Source organism: Burkholderia torrens (assembly GCF_984668525.1).
Window position 1 is genome coordinate 1,335,765 of record NZ_OZ480212.1, and the last position, 15,045, is coordinate 1,350,809.

The 15,045-nt window shown below is 67.9% G+C and carries 14 protein-coding genes; 6 read left to right on the top strand and 8 right to left on the bottom strand.

Annotated features, from left to right (window positions below; genetic code table 11):
* Window position 1: 1 nt before the first annotated feature.
* The 4 genes from AC5LXX_RS22245 to AC5LXX_RS22260 form a co-directional block, all read right to left on the bottom strand.
* Window positions 2–337 carry a hypothetical protein gene (locus AC5LXX_RS22245; RefSeq protein WP_059240325.1) on the bottom strand — a complete coding sequence of 112 codons (336 nt, stop codon included), beginning with the start codon at window positions 335–337 and terminating at the stop codon, window positions 2–4.
* Between the two features lie 486 nt (window positions 338–823).
* The gene (locus tag AC5LXX_RS22250) at window positions 824–2,611 is read right to left on the bottom strand and encodes a chloride channel protein (protein ID WP_493413182.1); all 1,788 of its coding nucleotides are present in this window, start codon (window positions 2,609–2,611) and stop codon (window positions 824–826) included.
* A gap of 20 nt (window positions 2,612–2,631) precedes the next feature.
* Window positions 2,632–3,045, bottom strand: coding sequence for a MarR family winged helix-turn-helix transcriptional regulator (locus AC5LXX_RS22255; RefSeq protein WP_124447008.1), 414 nt, complete (start codon window positions 3,043–3,045; stop codon window positions 2,632–2,634).
* Between the two features lie 123 nt (window positions 3,046–3,168).
* Entirely contained in the window at window positions 3,169–4,347 is a 1,179-nt protein-coding gene (locus AC5LXX_RS22260) for an HPP family protein (protein ID WP_493413183.1), read from the bottom strand.
* Between the two features lie 364 nt (window positions 4,348–4,711).
* Here AC5LXX_RS22260 and AC5LXX_RS22265 point away from each other — a divergent pair, with 364 nt between their 5' ends.
* Window positions 4,712–5,680 carry a LysR family transcriptional regulator gene (locus AC5LXX_RS22265; RefSeq protein ID WP_493413184.1) on the top strand — a complete coding sequence of 323 codons (969 nt, stop codon included), beginning with the start codon at window positions 4,712–4,714 and terminating at the stop codon, window positions 5,678–5,680.
* A gap of 27 nt (window positions 5,681–5,707) precedes the next feature.
* On the opposite strand, the gene AC5LXX_RS22270 is transcribed toward AC5LXX_RS22265, so the two are convergent.
* Window positions 5,708–7,072 carry an MFS transporter gene (locus AC5LXX_RS22270; protein ID WP_493413185.1) on the bottom strand — a complete coding sequence of 455 codons (1,365 nt, stop codon included), beginning with the start codon at window positions 7,070–7,072 and terminating at the stop codon, window positions 5,708–5,710.
* 64 nt (window positions 7,073–7,136) lie between these two features.
* Window positions 7,137–8,075: a 2-hydroxyacid dehydrogenase gene (locus AC5LXX_RS22275; RefSeq protein WP_493413186.1), complete on the bottom strand. Its 939-nt coding sequence runs from the start codon at window positions 8,073–8,075 to the stop codon at window positions 7,137–7,139.
* A 113-nt stretch (window positions 8,076–8,188) separates the two neighbouring features.
* On the opposite strand from AC5LXX_RS22275, the gene AC5LXX_RS22280 reads away from it, so the two are divergent.
* The gene (locus AC5LXX_RS22280) at window positions 8,189–9,097 is read left to right on the top strand and encodes a LysR family transcriptional regulator (protein WP_493405317.1); all 909 of its coding nucleotides are present in this window, start codon (window positions 8,189–8,191) and stop codon (window positions 9,095–9,097) included.
* A gap of 33 nt (window positions 9,098–9,130) precedes the next feature.
* Here AC5LXX_RS22280 and AC5LXX_RS22285 read toward each other — a convergent pair whose 3' ends face one another.
* The gene (locus tag AC5LXX_RS22285) at window positions 9,131–9,295 is read right to left on the bottom strand and encodes a hypothetical protein (protein WP_493413187.1); all 165 of its coding nucleotides are present in this window, start codon (window positions 9,293–9,295) and stop codon (window positions 9,131–9,133) included.
* 491 nt (window positions 9,296–9,786) lie between these two features.
* Here AC5LXX_RS22285 and AC5LXX_RS22290 point away from each other — a divergent pair, with 491 nt between their 5' ends.
* Window positions 9,787–10,557 (top strand): hypothetical protein, encoded by a 771-nt coding sequence (locus AC5LXX_RS22290; protein ID WP_124447022.1) that lies wholly within the window; start codon window positions 9,787–9,789, stop codon window positions 10,555–10,557.
* Window positions 10,558–10,577: 20 nt separating this feature from the next.
* Entirely contained in the window at window positions 10,578–11,711 is a 1,134-nt protein-coding gene (locus AC5LXX_RS22295) for a transporter substrate-binding and LysM peptidoglycan-binding domain-containing protein (RefSeq protein WP_493413188.1), read from the top strand.
* 94 nt (window positions 11,712–11,805) lie between these two features.
* Here AC5LXX_RS22295 and AC5LXX_RS22300 read toward each other — a convergent pair whose 3' ends face one another.
* Window positions 11,806–12,894 (bottom strand): calcium:cation antiporter, encoded by a 1,089-nt coding sequence (locus tag AC5LXX_RS22300; protein WP_493413189.1) that lies wholly within the window; start codon window positions 12,892–12,894, stop codon window positions 11,806–11,808.
* On the opposite strand from AC5LXX_RS22300, the gene AC5LXX_RS22305 reads away from it, so the two are divergent.
* Both AC5LXX_RS22305 and AC5LXX_RS22310 read left to right on the top strand, forming a co-directional pair.
* Window positions 12,893–13,036, top strand: a complete 144-nt coding sequence (locus AC5LXX_RS22305) for a hypothetical protein (RefSeq protein WP_493413190.1) — start codon at window positions 12,893–12,895, stop codon at window positions 13,034–13,036. The two genes, AC5LXX_RS22300 and AC5LXX_RS22305, sit on opposite strands and share 2 nt — an antisense overlap.
* Before the next feature lie 411 nt (window positions 13,037–13,447).
* Window positions 13,448–15,019, top strand: coding sequence for a 3-hydroxyacyl-CoA dehydrogenase (locus tag AC5LXX_RS22310; protein ID WP_493413191.1), 1,572 nt, complete (start codon window positions 13,448–13,450; stop codon window positions 15,017–15,019).
* The last annotated feature ends 26 nt before the right edge of the window (window positions 15,020–15,045 follow it).

Consider the following 15,045-nt stretch of genomic DNA (forward strand, 5'->3'; position numbering starts at 1 on the left):
GTTACAGGCAGGCGTTGATGTCGCCGGCCGACGATGCGTCGCCGCCGCGGAAACCGACCCAGGTCTTCGCGTTGCCGGCGTTGGCCGGGCGCACCACGGCGGCAGCGCCGTTCGGCGGCTGCTGGCCAGGCGCGTAGACGGCCATTGCGAGGCCGTTCGCCAGTTCGTACTGCGACGTCACTTGTTGCTGCGACTTGTCGGCCCACGTCTTGGCGATGCACTGCGCCACTTGGTCGGCGGGCTTTTGGCTTTGTCCCACGTTCTGCAGGGCAGAATCGGCTGCATGAGCAGAAAATGCCACGGTCAATGCGATGAGCGGTAAGTATTTCGCGTTCACGTTATCTCCCTCGAGTCGTGATTGATTAAGTGGGATGCGCAGCAGTACTGCGTGCTAATGAGATCGCATCGGGCAAGCACGGTTCCGGTGATTCCGAAACAAGTTGTTAACGCGCTTGCCAAATGGCGGCTCCGGTGCTGTGCGGCGTTGCTGCGATGCGGCATGCGTCGTGTGCGGCTCGACGTCATGCGTTGCGCGGTCAGCGCGCTGCCCGGTCGTGTGGTGTCGTGACGGTCACGGCACACGGCATGTGTATGCATGCCGTGCCGCGACTCTTTATCTGATGGCGAAGTGGAATGGCTGATTGATGGCCCCGTCGCATGAGCACCATGATGACAAACTTTCGCCAGACAAAATGTTAACCAACTTTAAACACGGAACACGGCGGAATGCGATGCGGCGCACGAGGGCGCGCCGCATCGTGAAGCGAGGCGTGGCGCGATGAGGAGGCGGTGCGCGGCCGGTGTGCCGCGCACGCGGTTGGCGTCAACCGGCCTTGCGGGTGGCGGCGTCGCGCAGGTTGACCGGGACGATCGGGCGAAAGCGCTCGCGCTTCTGTTCGTCGTCGAAGTGCTGGAGCGCGGGCTTGATCAGGTCGCTGCGCGACACGAGGCCCGTGATGCGCAGCGATTGCTCGTCGTCGACGACCGGCAGGCGTTCGAGGCCCAGCATCGCGAGGCGCGATGCGACGACGCGGCATGTTTCGTGCGCGAGCGCGACGGCCGGCGCGCGGCCGGCGAACGCGCCCGCGATCGGCGTGTCGGCGCCGGCCTGTGAGCGCTGCGCGTCGAGCGTCGCACGATCGACCAGGCCGAGCAGGCGGCCGTGCTGCACGACCGGGTAGGCGCGATGCGTCTGCTTCGCGCCGAAGTATTGCGACTCGACGATATCGAGCGTCGCTGCGCCGTCGATCGCGACGAGCCGGTCGGCCGGCGTCATCACTTCACCGATGTCATGGCGCTCGAGCGGATCGACGCCGTATTCGCGATAGATGTGATAGCCGCGACGCGCGATCTTTTCCGTCATGATCGAGCGCTTCATCACGATGGTCGAGAAACCGTGCGCGACGAGCGTTGCCGCCAGCAGCGGCAGCAGTGCGTTCGCGTCATGCGTGAGGCCGAACGCGAACACGATCGCGGTGAGCGGGGCGCCGAGCGTGGCGCCGAGCGTCGCGGCCATGCACACGAGCGGCCACAGCGCCGGATCGCCGCCCGGCAGCAGCGGCGACAGCACGGTGCCGAGGCCGGCGCCGAGCATCAGCAGCGGGGCGAGCACACCGCCCGACGTGCCCGAGCCGAGTGCGATCACCCACATCACGGCCTTCACGATCAGCAGCGCGAGCGCGATCTTCAACGCGATGTGCTGATGCAGCAGGTCGCCGATCACGTCGTAGCCGACGCCGAGCGTGCGCGGTTCGAGCCAGCCGCCGATGCCGATCACGACCGCGCCGAGCGCGGGCCACCACATCCAGTGCACCGGCAGCTTCGCGAAGGTGTCCTCGACGCGGTACAGCGCCGCCGACAGGCCGCATGCGAGCATGCCCGACAGCAGGCCCGCGACGATGCACGACAGCAGCGCGACCGGCGTCGGCGCGGCCGTCGACAGCGGAAACAGCGGATCGACGCCGAAGAACAGCGCACGTGCGAACCCGGCCACCGCACACGCCAGCGCGACCGGCAGGAAACTGCGCGGCCGCCATTCGAACAGCAGCAACTCGACCGCGAGCAGCACCGCGGCGACGGGCGTGCCGAACACGGCCGTCATGCCGGCGGCCGCACCGGCGACGAGCAGCGTCTTGCGCTCGGCGGCGGTCACGTGCACGCATTGCGCGATCAGCGAGCCGAGTGCGCCGCCCGTCATGATGATCGGGCCTTCGGCGCCGAACGGGCCGCCGCTGCCGATCACGACACCGGACGACAGCGGCTTGAGGATCGCGACCTTCGGCGACATGCGGCTCTTGCCGAACAGGATCGCCTCGATCGCTTCGGGAATGCCGTGGCCGCGGATCTTCTCCGAACCGAAGCGCGCCATCAACCCGACGATCAGGCCGCCGATCACCGGGATCACGATCACCCATGCGCCGAGCGTGTTGTTCGCCGGGGAGCGGTCGGCGAACGAGAACTGCTGGAAGAAGAACAGGTTCGTGAACAGGTGGATCAGGCTCAACAGCACGAACGCGGCAAGCGTGCTGAGCAGGCCGATCCCGGCGGCAAGCAACGCGATCCTGGGCAGGCGTGCGTTGGTCGAGAAATCGCGTTTGTGTGGTGCGTTCATCGGAGTGGAAAGAGCAAGGGTCAGTAATCGATCTGGGGAACCTGGAACGTGCCCTTGAGCGACTTCAGCTCGGCGCGGTGCATGGCCGCGAGGCGCGCGAGCAACGTCTCGCCGGCGGGTTCGAGGTGGACTTCGACCTGCCGGCGATCGGCTTCGCTCGTCTTGCGCTTCACGAGCCCGAGCGCCTCGCAGCGCGTCACCAGCGCGACGACGCCGTGATGCTGCGCCTGCAGGCGTTCCGCGAGCTCGCCGACGGTTGCCCATTCGCGATGCGGATAACCCTTGATGTGCAGCAGCAGCAGGTATTGCAGCGGCGTCACGCCTTCGCTTTGGGCGGCGCGTTCGGAGAAGCGCTCGAAGCGGCGCATCTGGTAGCGGAATTCGGACAGTTGCTGGAAATCGCTTTTGGCCAGCGCGCGTCGGGTATCGTTCATCGAGGTCGGTTGTACGGTCAGTTTCGGTGGCATCAAATATATCACAATATGATATAAATGGCCGAGCGAGGGTAGAATGAATGTGTGCTGCGTCGCGTCAGCCGTTACGGGACATGGCGCGTGCTACGCGGCCTCGAGCATTCGGGTCTGCTGATAGAGGCCCGTCACGAGATCCGTCTGCGTAATGATCCCGACGAGCCGGCGCGACGCATCGACAACCGGAATGTGGTGATGGCCCGAATGCGTGAACAGCGGCACGAGCGCGGTGATCGGCATCGTTTCCGGCACGCACGCGACGTCGCGCGTCATCACGGTGGCGACGCTCGCGGGCGGGCCGCCGAGCGATTGCGGCAGCCGCGCGGACAGGCGCTGCCACAGCGGGGCCGGACGGCGCAGCTGGCGCGTGAGGTCGGCGCGCGTGACGATGCCGGTCAGCCGGCCTTCGCCATCGACCACCGGCAGCGCTTTCACGCGGTGGCGGTCGAGCAGCGTCAGCGCGGCCGTCACCGATGTCGACGGCGCGACCTCGATCGCATCGTTCGTCATCAGGTCGGCGCACGTGAGCTGGCCGAACGTGCGCGTATAGGCCTGCATCTCGGTTTCGAGCAGCAGCGTCTCGAGATCGTCCGGATCGACGTCGAGCCATTCGCCGCGGCGCTTCAGCACCACGTCGAGGTCGCCGCGCGTGAAACCGCCGCGCGCCGATGCGGCGCCGCCCGCCTGCGGTTTCGCGTCGGGTCGCACACCGCCGTGCGGATAGCGGTGTCCGGTCAGCGCGTGATACACGAGCGCGGCCGACAGCAGGATCGCCGATTGCAGTGCGATCGGCTCCAGCACGAAACCGAAGCCGAGCGAGTGGATGGCCGGGCCGCCGACCACGGCCGTGAGCGCGACGGCGCCCGACGGCGGGTGCACGCAGCGCAGCGCGAACATGCCGCCGATCGCACATGCGATCGCGACCGCGGCGGCCGTGATCGGATCGGCGATCCATTGCGCGCAGGCCACGCCGACCGTCGCCGCGACGAGGTTGCCGCCGATGATCGACCAAGGCTGCGCGAGCGGGCTCGCCGGCACCGCGAACAGCAGCACGGCTGATGCGCCCATCGGCGCGACGAGCAGCGGCACGAGGCCCGGCACGCCGGGCAGCAGCCGCATCGTGACGCCGACCGTCGCGATCCCGACGAGCGCCCCCGTGCACGAACGCAGGCGCTCGCGCCAGCCAAGCGACATCGGATGGGGAAGGAAGCTGCGCAGCCATTGCTGCAGCGTGCGGCGAGACGGAGAGGAGCCTGACGACGACATGGACGGGTACGCGGTAAATAGGACGGCGCGGGGCCGTACGGCGACAAGGGTGCAATTATATCGTGTTGTGATATAAATTGCCGTGCTGCATCAAGCCGTTGCATGCACACGACGCGCGAGCCTTGCGAAAGCCTTTCATTCGATGAGAGCTTTGGGGCCACGCAACCGCGCACATTCGTCGGCGGCGGCGTACAATTCGGGCCACCGAATCCCCCGTCATGCCAGAACCACGTACGCGATGCCCGCTCTCCCGCCTTTTCCCCGGCCCGGTGATCGACTCGACGTGGTTCGCGGCCGCGTTCCGTTTCCCACCTGACGCGAGCGCCGCCGACGCCTCCCCACCGACTCTCCCCAAGCCAATCCAATGGACATGCTCGAAAACATGCGCCTGTTCGTGCGCGTTGTCGAAGCCGGCAGTTTTACTGCGGTCGCGAAGGAAATCGACGCGACCACCGCGCAGGTGTCGCGCGCGGTCTCGAACCTCGAAGCGCACGTACAGACGCGCCTGCTGCATCGCACGACGCGCCACCTCGGCCTGACCGAAAGCGGCGAACGCTATTTCGAGCGCGCGAAATCGATCCTCGCGGAAATCGACTATGCGAACGCGGAGGCGCGCAACGCGCTGCTGCGGCCGAGCGGCAAGATGCGCATCCATGCGATGACGGGGCTCGGGCAGAGTCATGTCGTGTCGTCGATCGTCCGCTACCAGGAGGACAACCCCGACGTGTCGGTCGAGCTGACGCTCGCACAGCGGATGCCGAATCTCGTCGAGGAGGGCTACGACGTGTCGATTGTGACGGCGTCGCAACTGCCCGATTCGGGCTATGTCGCGCAGACCTGCGGCACGAGCTGCAGCGTGCTCGTCGCGTCGCGCGAATACCTGGCGCGGCACGGCACGCCGCAGACGCCTGGCGAATTGCCGAACCACGTGTGCCTGCGTCTCGACACGCCGGCCTCGCCGGCCAGCGAATGGCGGCTCGAGCGCAGCGACGGCGAGGAAGCCGTCTACGAACTGCAGCCGGCGCCGTTCCAGGTCAACGTGCCGGACGCGCTGTGCGTCGCGGTCCGCGCTGGGCGCGGGATCGCGTGCGTCGCGCTGTATACGGTGCTCGACGACATCCGCGCGGGGCGGCTGATCCGCGTGCTGCCGGAGTACCGGCTGCAGACGGTGAGCGTGTATGCCGTCTACGCGACGCGCCGCTATCTCGACGCGAAGATCCGTACGTTCCTCGAGCACCTGCGCACGACGCTCACGCCCGCGCTGGAGAACGACCTGCGCGAACTCGACAGGCTGACGACCGAACATGCGCCGGGCGGCCGCAAGCGCGCGTGACGGCGCACGTGCGGGCCGCTGCGCGGCTCAGGCCGCCGGCGTGATGCGGATCCGCTCGAAGCGGCCCGCGAGCCATGCGTAGGCGGCGATGCCGATCAGCCCGTGCGCGGCGACGAACCACAACGCGCCGGCGAACGAGCCGGTGCTGGCGACGAAGTAGCCGATCACGAGCGGCGTGACGATCCCGGCGATGTTGCCGAGGCCGTTGAACACGCCGCCGCTCAGTCCGACCATGCCTTCGGGCGCCGTATCGGCGAGCACGGCCCAGCCGACCGCCGCGAGCCCCTTGCCGAAGAACGCGATCGTCATCAACGCGATCACGACCGCGTTCGACGACGCGCCGTTCGCGAGCACGAGCAGCGTCGCCATCGCCATCCCCGCGACGAACGGCGTCTTGCGCGCCTTCGACGGATGCATGCCGCGCCGGATCAGCCAGTCCGACAGCACGCCGCCGAGCACGCCGCCCGTGAACCCGCAGATTGCCGGCAGCGCGGCAACCCAGCCGGCTTCCATGATCGTCATCCCGCGTCCCTTGATCAGGTAGATCGGAAACCACGTGATGAAGAAGTACGTGAGCGCCGTGATGCAGTACTGACCGATATAGATCGCCCACAGGTTCCGGTGGCGGAACAGTTGCGATGCGTCGTGCCACGAAACACGCGGCCGTTGGCGCACGCGGTTCGCCTCGAGATCGACGAGCGCGCCGTGGGCGCGCAGGTAGTCGCGCTCGGCATCCGTCACGCGCGGGTGCCCGTGCGGCTCGCGATACCACGCGAACCACAGCGCGGCGAGCGCGATGCCGAGCAGCCCCATCCACAGGAACACATGCTCCCAGCCGAGTGCGTGGGTGAGCCAGGCCATTGCCGGCGTGAACAGCACGACGGCCATGTACTGCGCGGAATTGAACAGGGCCGACGCGGTGCCGCGTTCGGCGGTCGGGAACCAGCAGGCGACGATCCGCGAATTGGCCGGGAACGCCGGCGATTCGACGAGGCCGAGCATGAAGCGCATCACGAACAGCGCGAGCGTCGCGGCCGCACCCTGCACGGCGAGCCAGCCGACCGTGCCCTGCAGCATCGTGAAGACCGACCACAGCAGCAGGCTCAGGCCGTACACGCGCCGTGCGCCGAAGCGATCGAGCAGCCAGCCGCCCGGGATCTGGCCGATCGCGTAGGCCCACGCGAACGCCGAAAAGACGATGCCGAGCTGCACGGGCGTCAGGCCGAGATCGTGCGCGACGCCGGTGCCGGCAATCGACATCGTCGCGCGGTCCGCGTAGTTGACGACGGTGACCGCGAAAATCAGCGTGAGGACCGCATAGCGGACGCGGCCGATCGTGCGCGAGGCGGCGGGCGACGCGGCGAGGGCGCCGCCGCTGGATCGATTGGACATGCGTGTCTCCTGGCCTCCGTCGGGCGGAGGCATCCGGTGTTGTAACGAGGCGGCCGCGCGGCGTTCAGCGCGTGACGCTGGTCGGCGGGCGCTGGCCCGCGAAGCACGCGGCGAGGTTGGCGAGCACGATCCGGCCCATTTCCTCGCGCGTTTCATGCGTGGCGCTCGCGCGGTGCGGCTGTACGACGACGCGGTCGAGTTCGAGTAGCGCGGCCGGCACGTGCGGTTCGTTCGCGAACACGTCGAGGCCGGCGCCGGCGATCGTGCCGTCGGCGAGCGCACGGACGAGCGCGGCTTCGTCGACCAGCTTGCCGCGCGCGACATTGATCAGGAATCCTTTGGGGCCGAGCGCGGCGAGCACGTCGGCCGTCACGAGCACGTTGCCGTGGTCGGCCGATGCCGCGATCACGAGCACGTCGCTGTCGCGCGCGAGCGCGGCGAGGTCGGGCACGTAGCGATAGCCGCTGTCGCGATGCTCGCGCGGGCCGAAGTAGCTGACGGGCATCCGGAACGCCTGCGCGCGCTGCGCGATCGCGCGCCCGACGCGGCCAAGCCCGACGATGCCGAGCCGCTTGCCGGTGACCTGCGTCGCGAGCGGCTGGGCCGTCTTGCCCCAGCGGCCGGCACGCACGATCCGCTCGCCGGCGCCGAGGTCGCGCAGCGTCATCAGGATCAGCCCCAGCGCCATGTCGGCGACGTCGTCGGTCAGCACGTCGGGGGTGGTCGTCACGTGGATACCGCGTGCGCGGGCGCGGTCGAGATCGACCGCGTCGGTGCCGATGCCGCTGATCGCGACGATCTCGAGCGCGCTCAGCCGGTCCATCAGCGCGGCGGACAGGCCGTTCGCGCCGCCGGTCACGACGCCGCGAATGCGCGACGCCACGCGATCGAGCAACGCGTCCGGGTCTTCGGCCGCGTGCAGCCGATGCACCGTGTAACGGGCGGACAGTTCGGCGTCGATGGTGGCGGGGAGCGGCTGGGTCAGCAGGATGTCGATGGTCATGAAGGTCTCGGTCGTCGTGCGCGGCGCGGGCCGCGCATCGGGTGGAACCGAGTATAGAAATCGCATCGATATCGGTCTAACATCAAAAGACTATCGATTGATTCAAGAATTGGATGATTGAACTGCACCAGCTTCGCTGCTTCGTCGCGGTGGCCGAGGAACTGCATTTCGGCCGTGCGGCCAAACGGCTCTTCATGACCCAGCCGCCGCTGAGCCGGCAGATCCAGCTGCTCGAGCACGCACTCGGCATCGCGTTGCTCGAGCGCAGCAGCCGGCAGGTCAGCCTGACCGCGGCCGGCGAGCGCTTCCTGCGCGACGCGCGGCACATCCTCGAATTCTCCGCCCGGGCCGAGCAGGCCGCGCAGCGCGTCGCGCACGGCGGGGCCGGCCGCATCACGCTCGGTTTCACGGCTGTCAGCGCGTACCGGATGATTCCGGTGCTGCTCGCGCACGCGGCGCATGCGCTGCCGGACGTCGACGTCGAATTGCGCGAGATGGTGTCGACCGTGCAGATCGATGCGCTCGCATCGCGGATGCTCGACGCCGGTTTCGTGCGGCAGCGCGCCGCGCGCCAGCCGCTCGAATACCGGCTCGTGCAGCGCGAACCGATGCTCGTCGCGGTGGCGCAAGGCGCGCCGCTTGCCGCCTACGAGCAGATCGGCCCCGACGAACTCGACCGGCAGCCGTTCATCGCATATTCGCCGAACGAGGGGAAGTACTTCCACGACATGATCTCGGGGATGTTCGCGGGCGCCGGGCGCCTGCCGAACTACCTGCACTACGTCGGGCAGACGCATACGATCCTCGGCCTCGTGCGTGCGGGGCTCGGCGCGGCGCTGGTGCCGGCGTCGGCGCGCGAGCTTCATGTCGACGGCGTGGTGTTCCGGCCGCTGGCGGGCGTCAATGTCGCAGCCGAGCTGTATCTCGCGTGGCGCGCGGACAACGACAATCCGGCGCTGCCGGTGTTCAACGCGATGGTCGAGCGGTTTCTCGCACAGGAACAAGGCGGCGGCGCAGCGTAGCGGCGTCGCGCGGTCGCATCGTGTCACAAGCTTTCAATCCGGAAGCTTGCGGCGCCGCGACGACAAGCAATCCTGAGCGAGCGGCGCACGCGCCGACGACAGGAATCCTTGCAATTTCGAAAGCATGCCGTCATGCGCGTGCTTCGCGGCGGGCGGCACGAACGCCAGGGGCGCTGTCAGCCCGACGAGGGGCTCCATACCGACCGCTTGACGCTGCATGCCGGTCGGCGCAGGATACGTCCGTGCATTTGGAGCGGGACGCGCCGGCCGCGCGGTTCCTGCACCCGCGACACGCAAAAGAACAACGATGAGCCTTTACGCCTTCGTACCGGAATGCCGGCGCCGCATCCATCCGCGCGCCGCAACGACGCTTCACCCGACGCCCGTCGCGTCACGTATCCGTCATCCCGTTCGTACCTGCGCGCCGGTACACTTTCCCGTCCGCGCGCTGGCCGCGACGATGAACGGCGCCAGTGCGGCCCGCCGCATCGCATCGCCGCCCGCTACCCCCGATCACCGCATCCCGAACGGCGCCTACACCGGCGTCTCGTGACGTCCGCACGCGTCCGTCCTGGTATTGCGCCGCCGGCTTTCCTGATTGCCGGGCGGCACCGGAGTCCGAAGCATTTCGATTGCATTTGAAAAAGCAAACGTACGCAGTCCGGTTCGAGGTTCAAGGAGAAAAACTCATGTCGCAGCTTTCAAATGAAGCAAACGGCAGTTCGGGGAGCGGCAAGGTCAAGCTGATCAAGTGGGCGATCATCGTCGCCGGCGTCGCGATCGCGGCACCGGCCGCGCTGTTCATCCTGAAGGGGGTGATCGCGCTGGTCGCGGCGGGCGTGATCGGTCTCGGCGCGATCTATCTGGCGCCGGTCGTCGCGATGAAGCTCGCGAACCAGAAGGTGAAGATGATCGTCGAGGAGGCGCAGTCGAATCCGATCGAGACGCTGATCAACCAGCTCGCGGAAAAGCGCCAGGACGCGCAGAAGTTCGCAGACAGCATCACCGCGTTCCGTACCGAGGTGAAGAACTTCGAGAGCAAGACGGAGCTGTTCGAGAAGCAGTACCCGGACGACGCGCCGCGCTTCCGGGCGCAGCTCGACACGATGAAGCAGCTGCTCGCGTTCCGCGAGGGCCGCTACAAGCAGGTGCAGGTCGAACTGAAGAATTTCGCATCGGCGATCGACCGCGCGAAGGCGATGTGGGACATGTCGCAGGCGGCGCAGCAGATGAACAAGCTCGCGGGCCGGCAGGCGTCCGATACGTTCGAGCAGATCAAGACCGACGTGGCCGTCGATTCGGTGATGCGCTCGGTCAACAAGGCGTTCTCCGAGATGGAGACGTCGCTGATGGATAACCCCGAGGTCAAGCAGGCGCAACAGCAGGCGGTGTTGAACGGCGGCCGCGCGCCCGGGCTCGATGCGGCGAACCCCGCCCAGTTGCCGTCCAAACAACAATAACTTCCCGCAGGCCCTCAACCATGAAAAAACTTCTTGGCGCAATTGCGTTTCTGGTCGTGCTCGTCGGCGTATGGATCGTGCATCAGGGCGGCCTGTCGACGCTGATTCCCGCGCATGACGCGGCGCCGTCGTCGACGTCCGCACAAAATGTCGACACTGGCCGGTCCGCGCAGACGCCGACATCCGCCAACGTGCTGCCGGCCGGCTTCACGCCGCAGGCCAGCACGCTGAAATCGATTGCCGAAAACGGCATCGTCAGGATCTCGGTGCAGAACCCGAGCGAGCCGTTCTTCGGCGAGGACAAGGGCACACCGCACGGCTTCAACGTCGAATTCGCGCGGCTGCTGTTCGCGGATCCGTCGTTCTCGCACGGCGGCAAGCCGGTCGTCGTCGATACGCGTCACGAGGTCGATACGTACCCCGGCGTGCCGAAGCAGCTGCTCGATACGGATGCGAAGGGGAACCACGTGGTCGACGTTGCGATGGATGGGCTGACGTTCCCGGACAACTCGCCGGCCGGCGTCGTCTATTCGGTGCCGTACGTCGACGATTTCGGCTATTCGCTGATCGTGCGTCAGGGCTCGGCGATCCGCTCGACCGACGATCTCGCCGGGAAGACGGTCGGCATCCTGAAGGGCGACCCCGACGTGCGCGCGTTCGTCACGCGCCAGTATCCGAACGTGCACTTCGTCGAGGTCGACGATTCCGATCCGGCGTTCATCGCGAAGAGCGTCGACGGCCGTACGGTCGACGCGTTCATCTACGACTATCCGTTTGCGGTCAGCTCGATCAAAAACACCGACCTGAAATTCGCGGTGACCAAGCTCGACGGCTCGAACATCGCGTACAAGATCGGCGTGCGCGCCGACGACCAGGACTTGCTGATCTACCTGAACGCCGCGATCGCGAAGCTCCGGCAGTCGCCGCAGTATCTCGAGCTGCTGCGCAAGTACTTCGTCAGCGACCAGGCGGTGACGACCGCGGCCGCATCGGGCGAGCTCACATACGTGGTGAAGGCGGGCGACACGCTGAACCTGATCGCGGCGAGCAAGCTCGGCAGCGGCCAGCGCTATCGCGAGATCCAGCGCCGCAACAACCTCGCGAACCCGAACCTGATCCTGGCCGGCCAGCATCTCGTGATTCCGGCCCGGTAACAGCGGCGTGGCGTGAATGAAGGAAGGTGAAGGGACGTGAAAGACGGCCCGCGGCCCGGCGAAGAGAATCCGCCGGGCCGCGTGCATTCGGACGTCAGTGGGTGATGGACAGGAACAGGTACGCGGCGAACAGCGCGAGGTGCACGACGCCGTGCAGCACCGTCGTGCGCCCCTGGCTGAGGGTGAGCGTGCTGACCAGCAGCGTGAGCGCGAGCAGGACCGTTTCCATCGCGCCGATGCCGAGCGTGAGCGGCTGGCCGACCCAAATGAACACGGCCGCGACGGTCGGGATCGTGAGCCCGATGCTCGCGAGCGCGGAACCGAGCGCGAGGTTCATGCTGGTCTGCAGACGGTTCGCGCGCGCGGCGGTGACGGCCGCGAGCCCTTCCGGCAGCAGCACGAGCGCGGCGATCACGATGCCGACCGCGGCTTCGGGCGCCCCGAGCTTCAGCACCGCGTGTTCGACCGCCGGCGACAGCAGCTTCGCGAGCAGCACGACCGCGACGAGGCTCGCGAACAGCAGGATCATGCTGATCACGGCGGTGCGGTTGCTCGGCGCCGCCGCGTGCACCGCCTCGTTTGCACTGTCGTGCTCGGCGAGGAAGTAGTCGCGATGGCGCACGGTCTGCACGAACACGAACGCGCCGTACAGCACGAGCGATGCGACGCCGGCGAACGCGAGCTGCGATTTCGAGAAGAACGGGCCCGGCGCGGCGTTCAGGTAGTTCGGCATCACGAGCGACAGCACCGACAGCGACGCGAGCACCGCGAGCGCCTTGCTGGCGCCGCGCCCCTGGAAGTCCTGTTCGCCGTGCTTCCACGCACCGACCAGCAGGCAGATGCCGACGATGCCGTTGCAGATGATCATCACCGCGGCGAACACGGTGTCGCGCGCGAGGCCCGATTTCTCGGGGCCCGCGCCGAGCATCACCGACACGATCAGCGCGACCTCGATGACGGTCACGGCGACCGCGAGCACGAGCGTGCCGAACGGTTCGCCGACGCGGTGCGCGACGACTTCCGCATGGTGGACGGCGGCGAACACGGCGCCGGCGAGCGCGGCGGCGAACACCGCGATGACGAGGCCTTCGGCCGGCACCGCGCGCGACAGCGCGAGTACCAGCCACGCGGCAAGCGGGGCCCAGAGGGTCCAGCGCGGGAGCTGGTTGGACGAGAGCGGCATGGAGGGTTTCCTTATGCGAGTGGCGGCGCGCGACGCGCCGTCACGGGTTGACGAAGCCCGGCCGTACTATCCGCCGAACGAGGACGATGAAACAGAAAGGGCGGCAGCACGCAACGGCGCTGCCCTGGATTCGCTGCCGTGAGGCGGCGAGGGGCGCGGGCGGGCCGAAGCCCGTCGCTGGATGAAACGGTGGTTCGATGCGGCTGCCCGCTGACGGCGAGGCGGTACACGTGACGACGCGCGGGCCGGAGGCGCGGTTCCGGCGCCGACAGGGCGGCCGGTGACGGACGGCGGTAGCGACGTGACACGCGGTTTCCCCCTGAAATCCGGCGGTTTGTCGAATTTTATCAGGCGTTCGGGGGTCGCTATCTCATATTCGAACCCTTACGTTGACCTTTCGGTTGATAAAAAGTGCCCCGATCTTTCAATTTTTTATCTTTGCAGTCTCCGGAACGGTCTCTTGCACGACGAATTCGGGCACGCCCTGACATAAATCTACCGACCGGTCGGTTTATAATCGCTCGCACCTCCACTTCATGACGGATCGCAAGCGATGGCTGTTTCCTCTGCACAATCGGTGAACTCGGGCGCGTTGGCGTCGTCGGCCATCGTCGGCGTGATCGGAGCCGGCGCGATGGGCGCGGGCATTGCGCAGGTCGCGGCCGCGGCCGGGCACACGGTGCTGCTGTACGACCTGAGCGAAGCAGCCTGCGACAAGGCGCTGGCCGGCATCCGCGCACAGTTCGCGCGACTCGCGGAGAAAGGCCGGCTCGAACCGGCACAGGCCGACGCTGCCGGCAACCGGATCCGCGCGGTGCGTGCGTTGGCCGACTTCGCGGGCGCCGCGCTGGTCGTCGAGGCGGCGGCCGAGCGGCTCGACGTGAAGCGCGAGATCTTCGCGACGCTCGAAGGCCATGTCGACGACGCGTGCATGCTCGCGACCAACACGTCGTCGATCTCGATCACGTCGATCGCGGCCGGGCTGCGCGTGCCGCAGCGGGTCGCCGGGCTGCATTTCTTCAACCCGGCGCCGCTGATGGCGCTCGTCGAAGTGGTCAGCGGGCTGGCGACCGCACCCGAGGTCGCGCAAGTGCTCCATGCGACCGCTGCCGCGTGGGGCAAGCAGCCCGTGATGGCGAAATCGACACCCGGCTTCATTGTGAACCGCGTCGCGCGGCCGTACTACGCGGAGGCGCTGCGCGTGCTGAACGAGCAGGGCGGCGCGCCGGCCTCGATCGACGCGGTGATGCGCGAAGCCGGCGGCTTCCGGATGGGGCCGTTCGAGCTGATGGACCTGATCGGCCACGACGTGAATTTCGCGGTCACCGAATCGGTGTTCCGCGCGTACTTCAACGATCCGCGCTACACGCCGTCGCTGATCCAGCAGGAACTCGTGAACGCGGGCTTCCTCGGGCGCAAGTCGGGGCGCGGCTTCTATTCGTATGCGGACGGTGCGACGCCGCCCGCGCCCGATCTCGAACCGCCGCGCGCCGCGCCGGCCGACGTCGTGCTGTACGCGCAGGATGGCCCGGCCGCGGCGTTGCAGGCGCGCTTCGCCGAACGCATCGCGGGTGCCCGGCAGGCCGGCGCGCAGGCGGACGACCTGCTCGCGACGGCCGGCCGCGCGTCGATCGCGCTGACCGACGGCCGCACGGCCACCGTCCGCGCCGCGCAGGCTGGCGTGGCCGATCTCGTGCTCGTCGATCTTGCGCGCGATTACGCGCAGGCCGGGCTCGTCGCGCTGACGCGCGCGCTCCAGTGCAGCGACGCGGCCTATGCGGATGCGGTCGGCCTGTTCCAGCAGGCGGGCTTGCGCGTCGTCGGCGTCGGCGACGTGCCGGGGATGGTCGCGATGCGCACCGTCGCGATGCTCGCGAACGAGGCGGCCGACACGGTGAACCAGGGCGTGTGCTCGCCCGCCGATCTCGATCTCGCGATGGAGAAGGGCGTGAACTACCCGTGCGGCCCGCTCGCGTGGGCCGATGCGATCGGCATCGGCCGCGTGCATCGCGTGCTGTCGAACCTCGCGGCGAGCTACGGCGAGGACCGCTATCGCGTGTCGCCGCGGCTCGCCGCGCTGCATGCGGCCGGCCGCACGTTCCGGTCGCAGCCGCCGGCCCCGTGACTTCGAACACGATAACGACATCACTC

Bases quoted from the DNA above. Each gene is read 5' to 3' on its own strand.
- AC5LXX_RS22250 (WP_493413182.1), bottom strand. From the start codon at position 2,611: ATGAACGCACCACACAAACGCGATTTCTCGACCAACGCACGCCTGCCC.
- AC5LXX_RS22255 (WP_124447008.1), bottom strand. From the start codon at position 3,045: ATGAACGATACCCGACGCGCGCTGGCCAAAAGCGATTTCCAGCAACTG.
- AC5LXX_RS22260 (WP_493413183.1), bottom strand. From the start codon at position 4,347: ATGTCGTCGTCAGGCTCCTCTCCGTCTCGCCGCACGCTGCAGCAATGG.
- AC5LXX_RS22265 (WP_493413184.1), top strand. From the start codon at position 4,712: ATGGACATGCTCGAAAACATGCGCCTGTTCGTGCGCGTTGTCGAAGCC.
- AC5LXX_RS22270 (WP_493413185.1), bottom strand. From the start codon at position 7,072: ATGTCCAATCGATCCAGCGGCGGCGCCCTCGCCGCGTCGCCCGCCGCC.
- AC5LXX_RS22275 (WP_493413186.1), bottom strand. From the start codon at position 8,075: ATGACCATCGACATCCTGCTGACCCAGCCGCTCCCCGCCACCATCGAC.
- AC5LXX_RS22280 (WP_493405317.1), top strand. From the start codon at position 8,189: ATGATTGAACTGCACCAGCTTCGCTGCTTCGTCGCGGTGGCCGAGGAA.
- AC5LXX_RS22285 (WP_493413187.1), bottom strand. From the start codon at position 9,295: ATGGAGCCCCTCGTCGGGCTGACAGCGCCCCTGGCGTTCGTGCCGCCC.
- AC5LXX_RS22290 (WP_124447022.1), top strand. From the start codon at position 9,787: ATGTCGCAGCTTTCAAATGAAGCAAACGGCAGTTCGGGGAGCGGCAAG.
- AC5LXX_RS22295 (WP_493413188.1), top strand. From the start codon at position 10,578: ATGAAAAAACTTCTTGGCGCAATTGCGTTTCTGGTCGTGCTCGTCGGC.
- AC5LXX_RS22305 (WP_493413190.1), top strand. From the start codon at position 12,893: ATGGAGGGTTTCCTTATGCGAGTGGCGGCGCGCGACGCGCCGTCACGG.
- AC5LXX_RS22300 (WP_493413189.1), bottom strand. From the start codon at position 12,894: ATGCCGCTCTCGTCCAACCAGCTCCCGCGCTGGACCCTCTGGGCCCCG.
- AC5LXX_RS22310 (WP_493413191.1), top strand. From the start codon at position 13,448: ATGGCTGTTTCCTCTGCACAATCGGTGAACTCGGGCGCGTTGGCGTCG.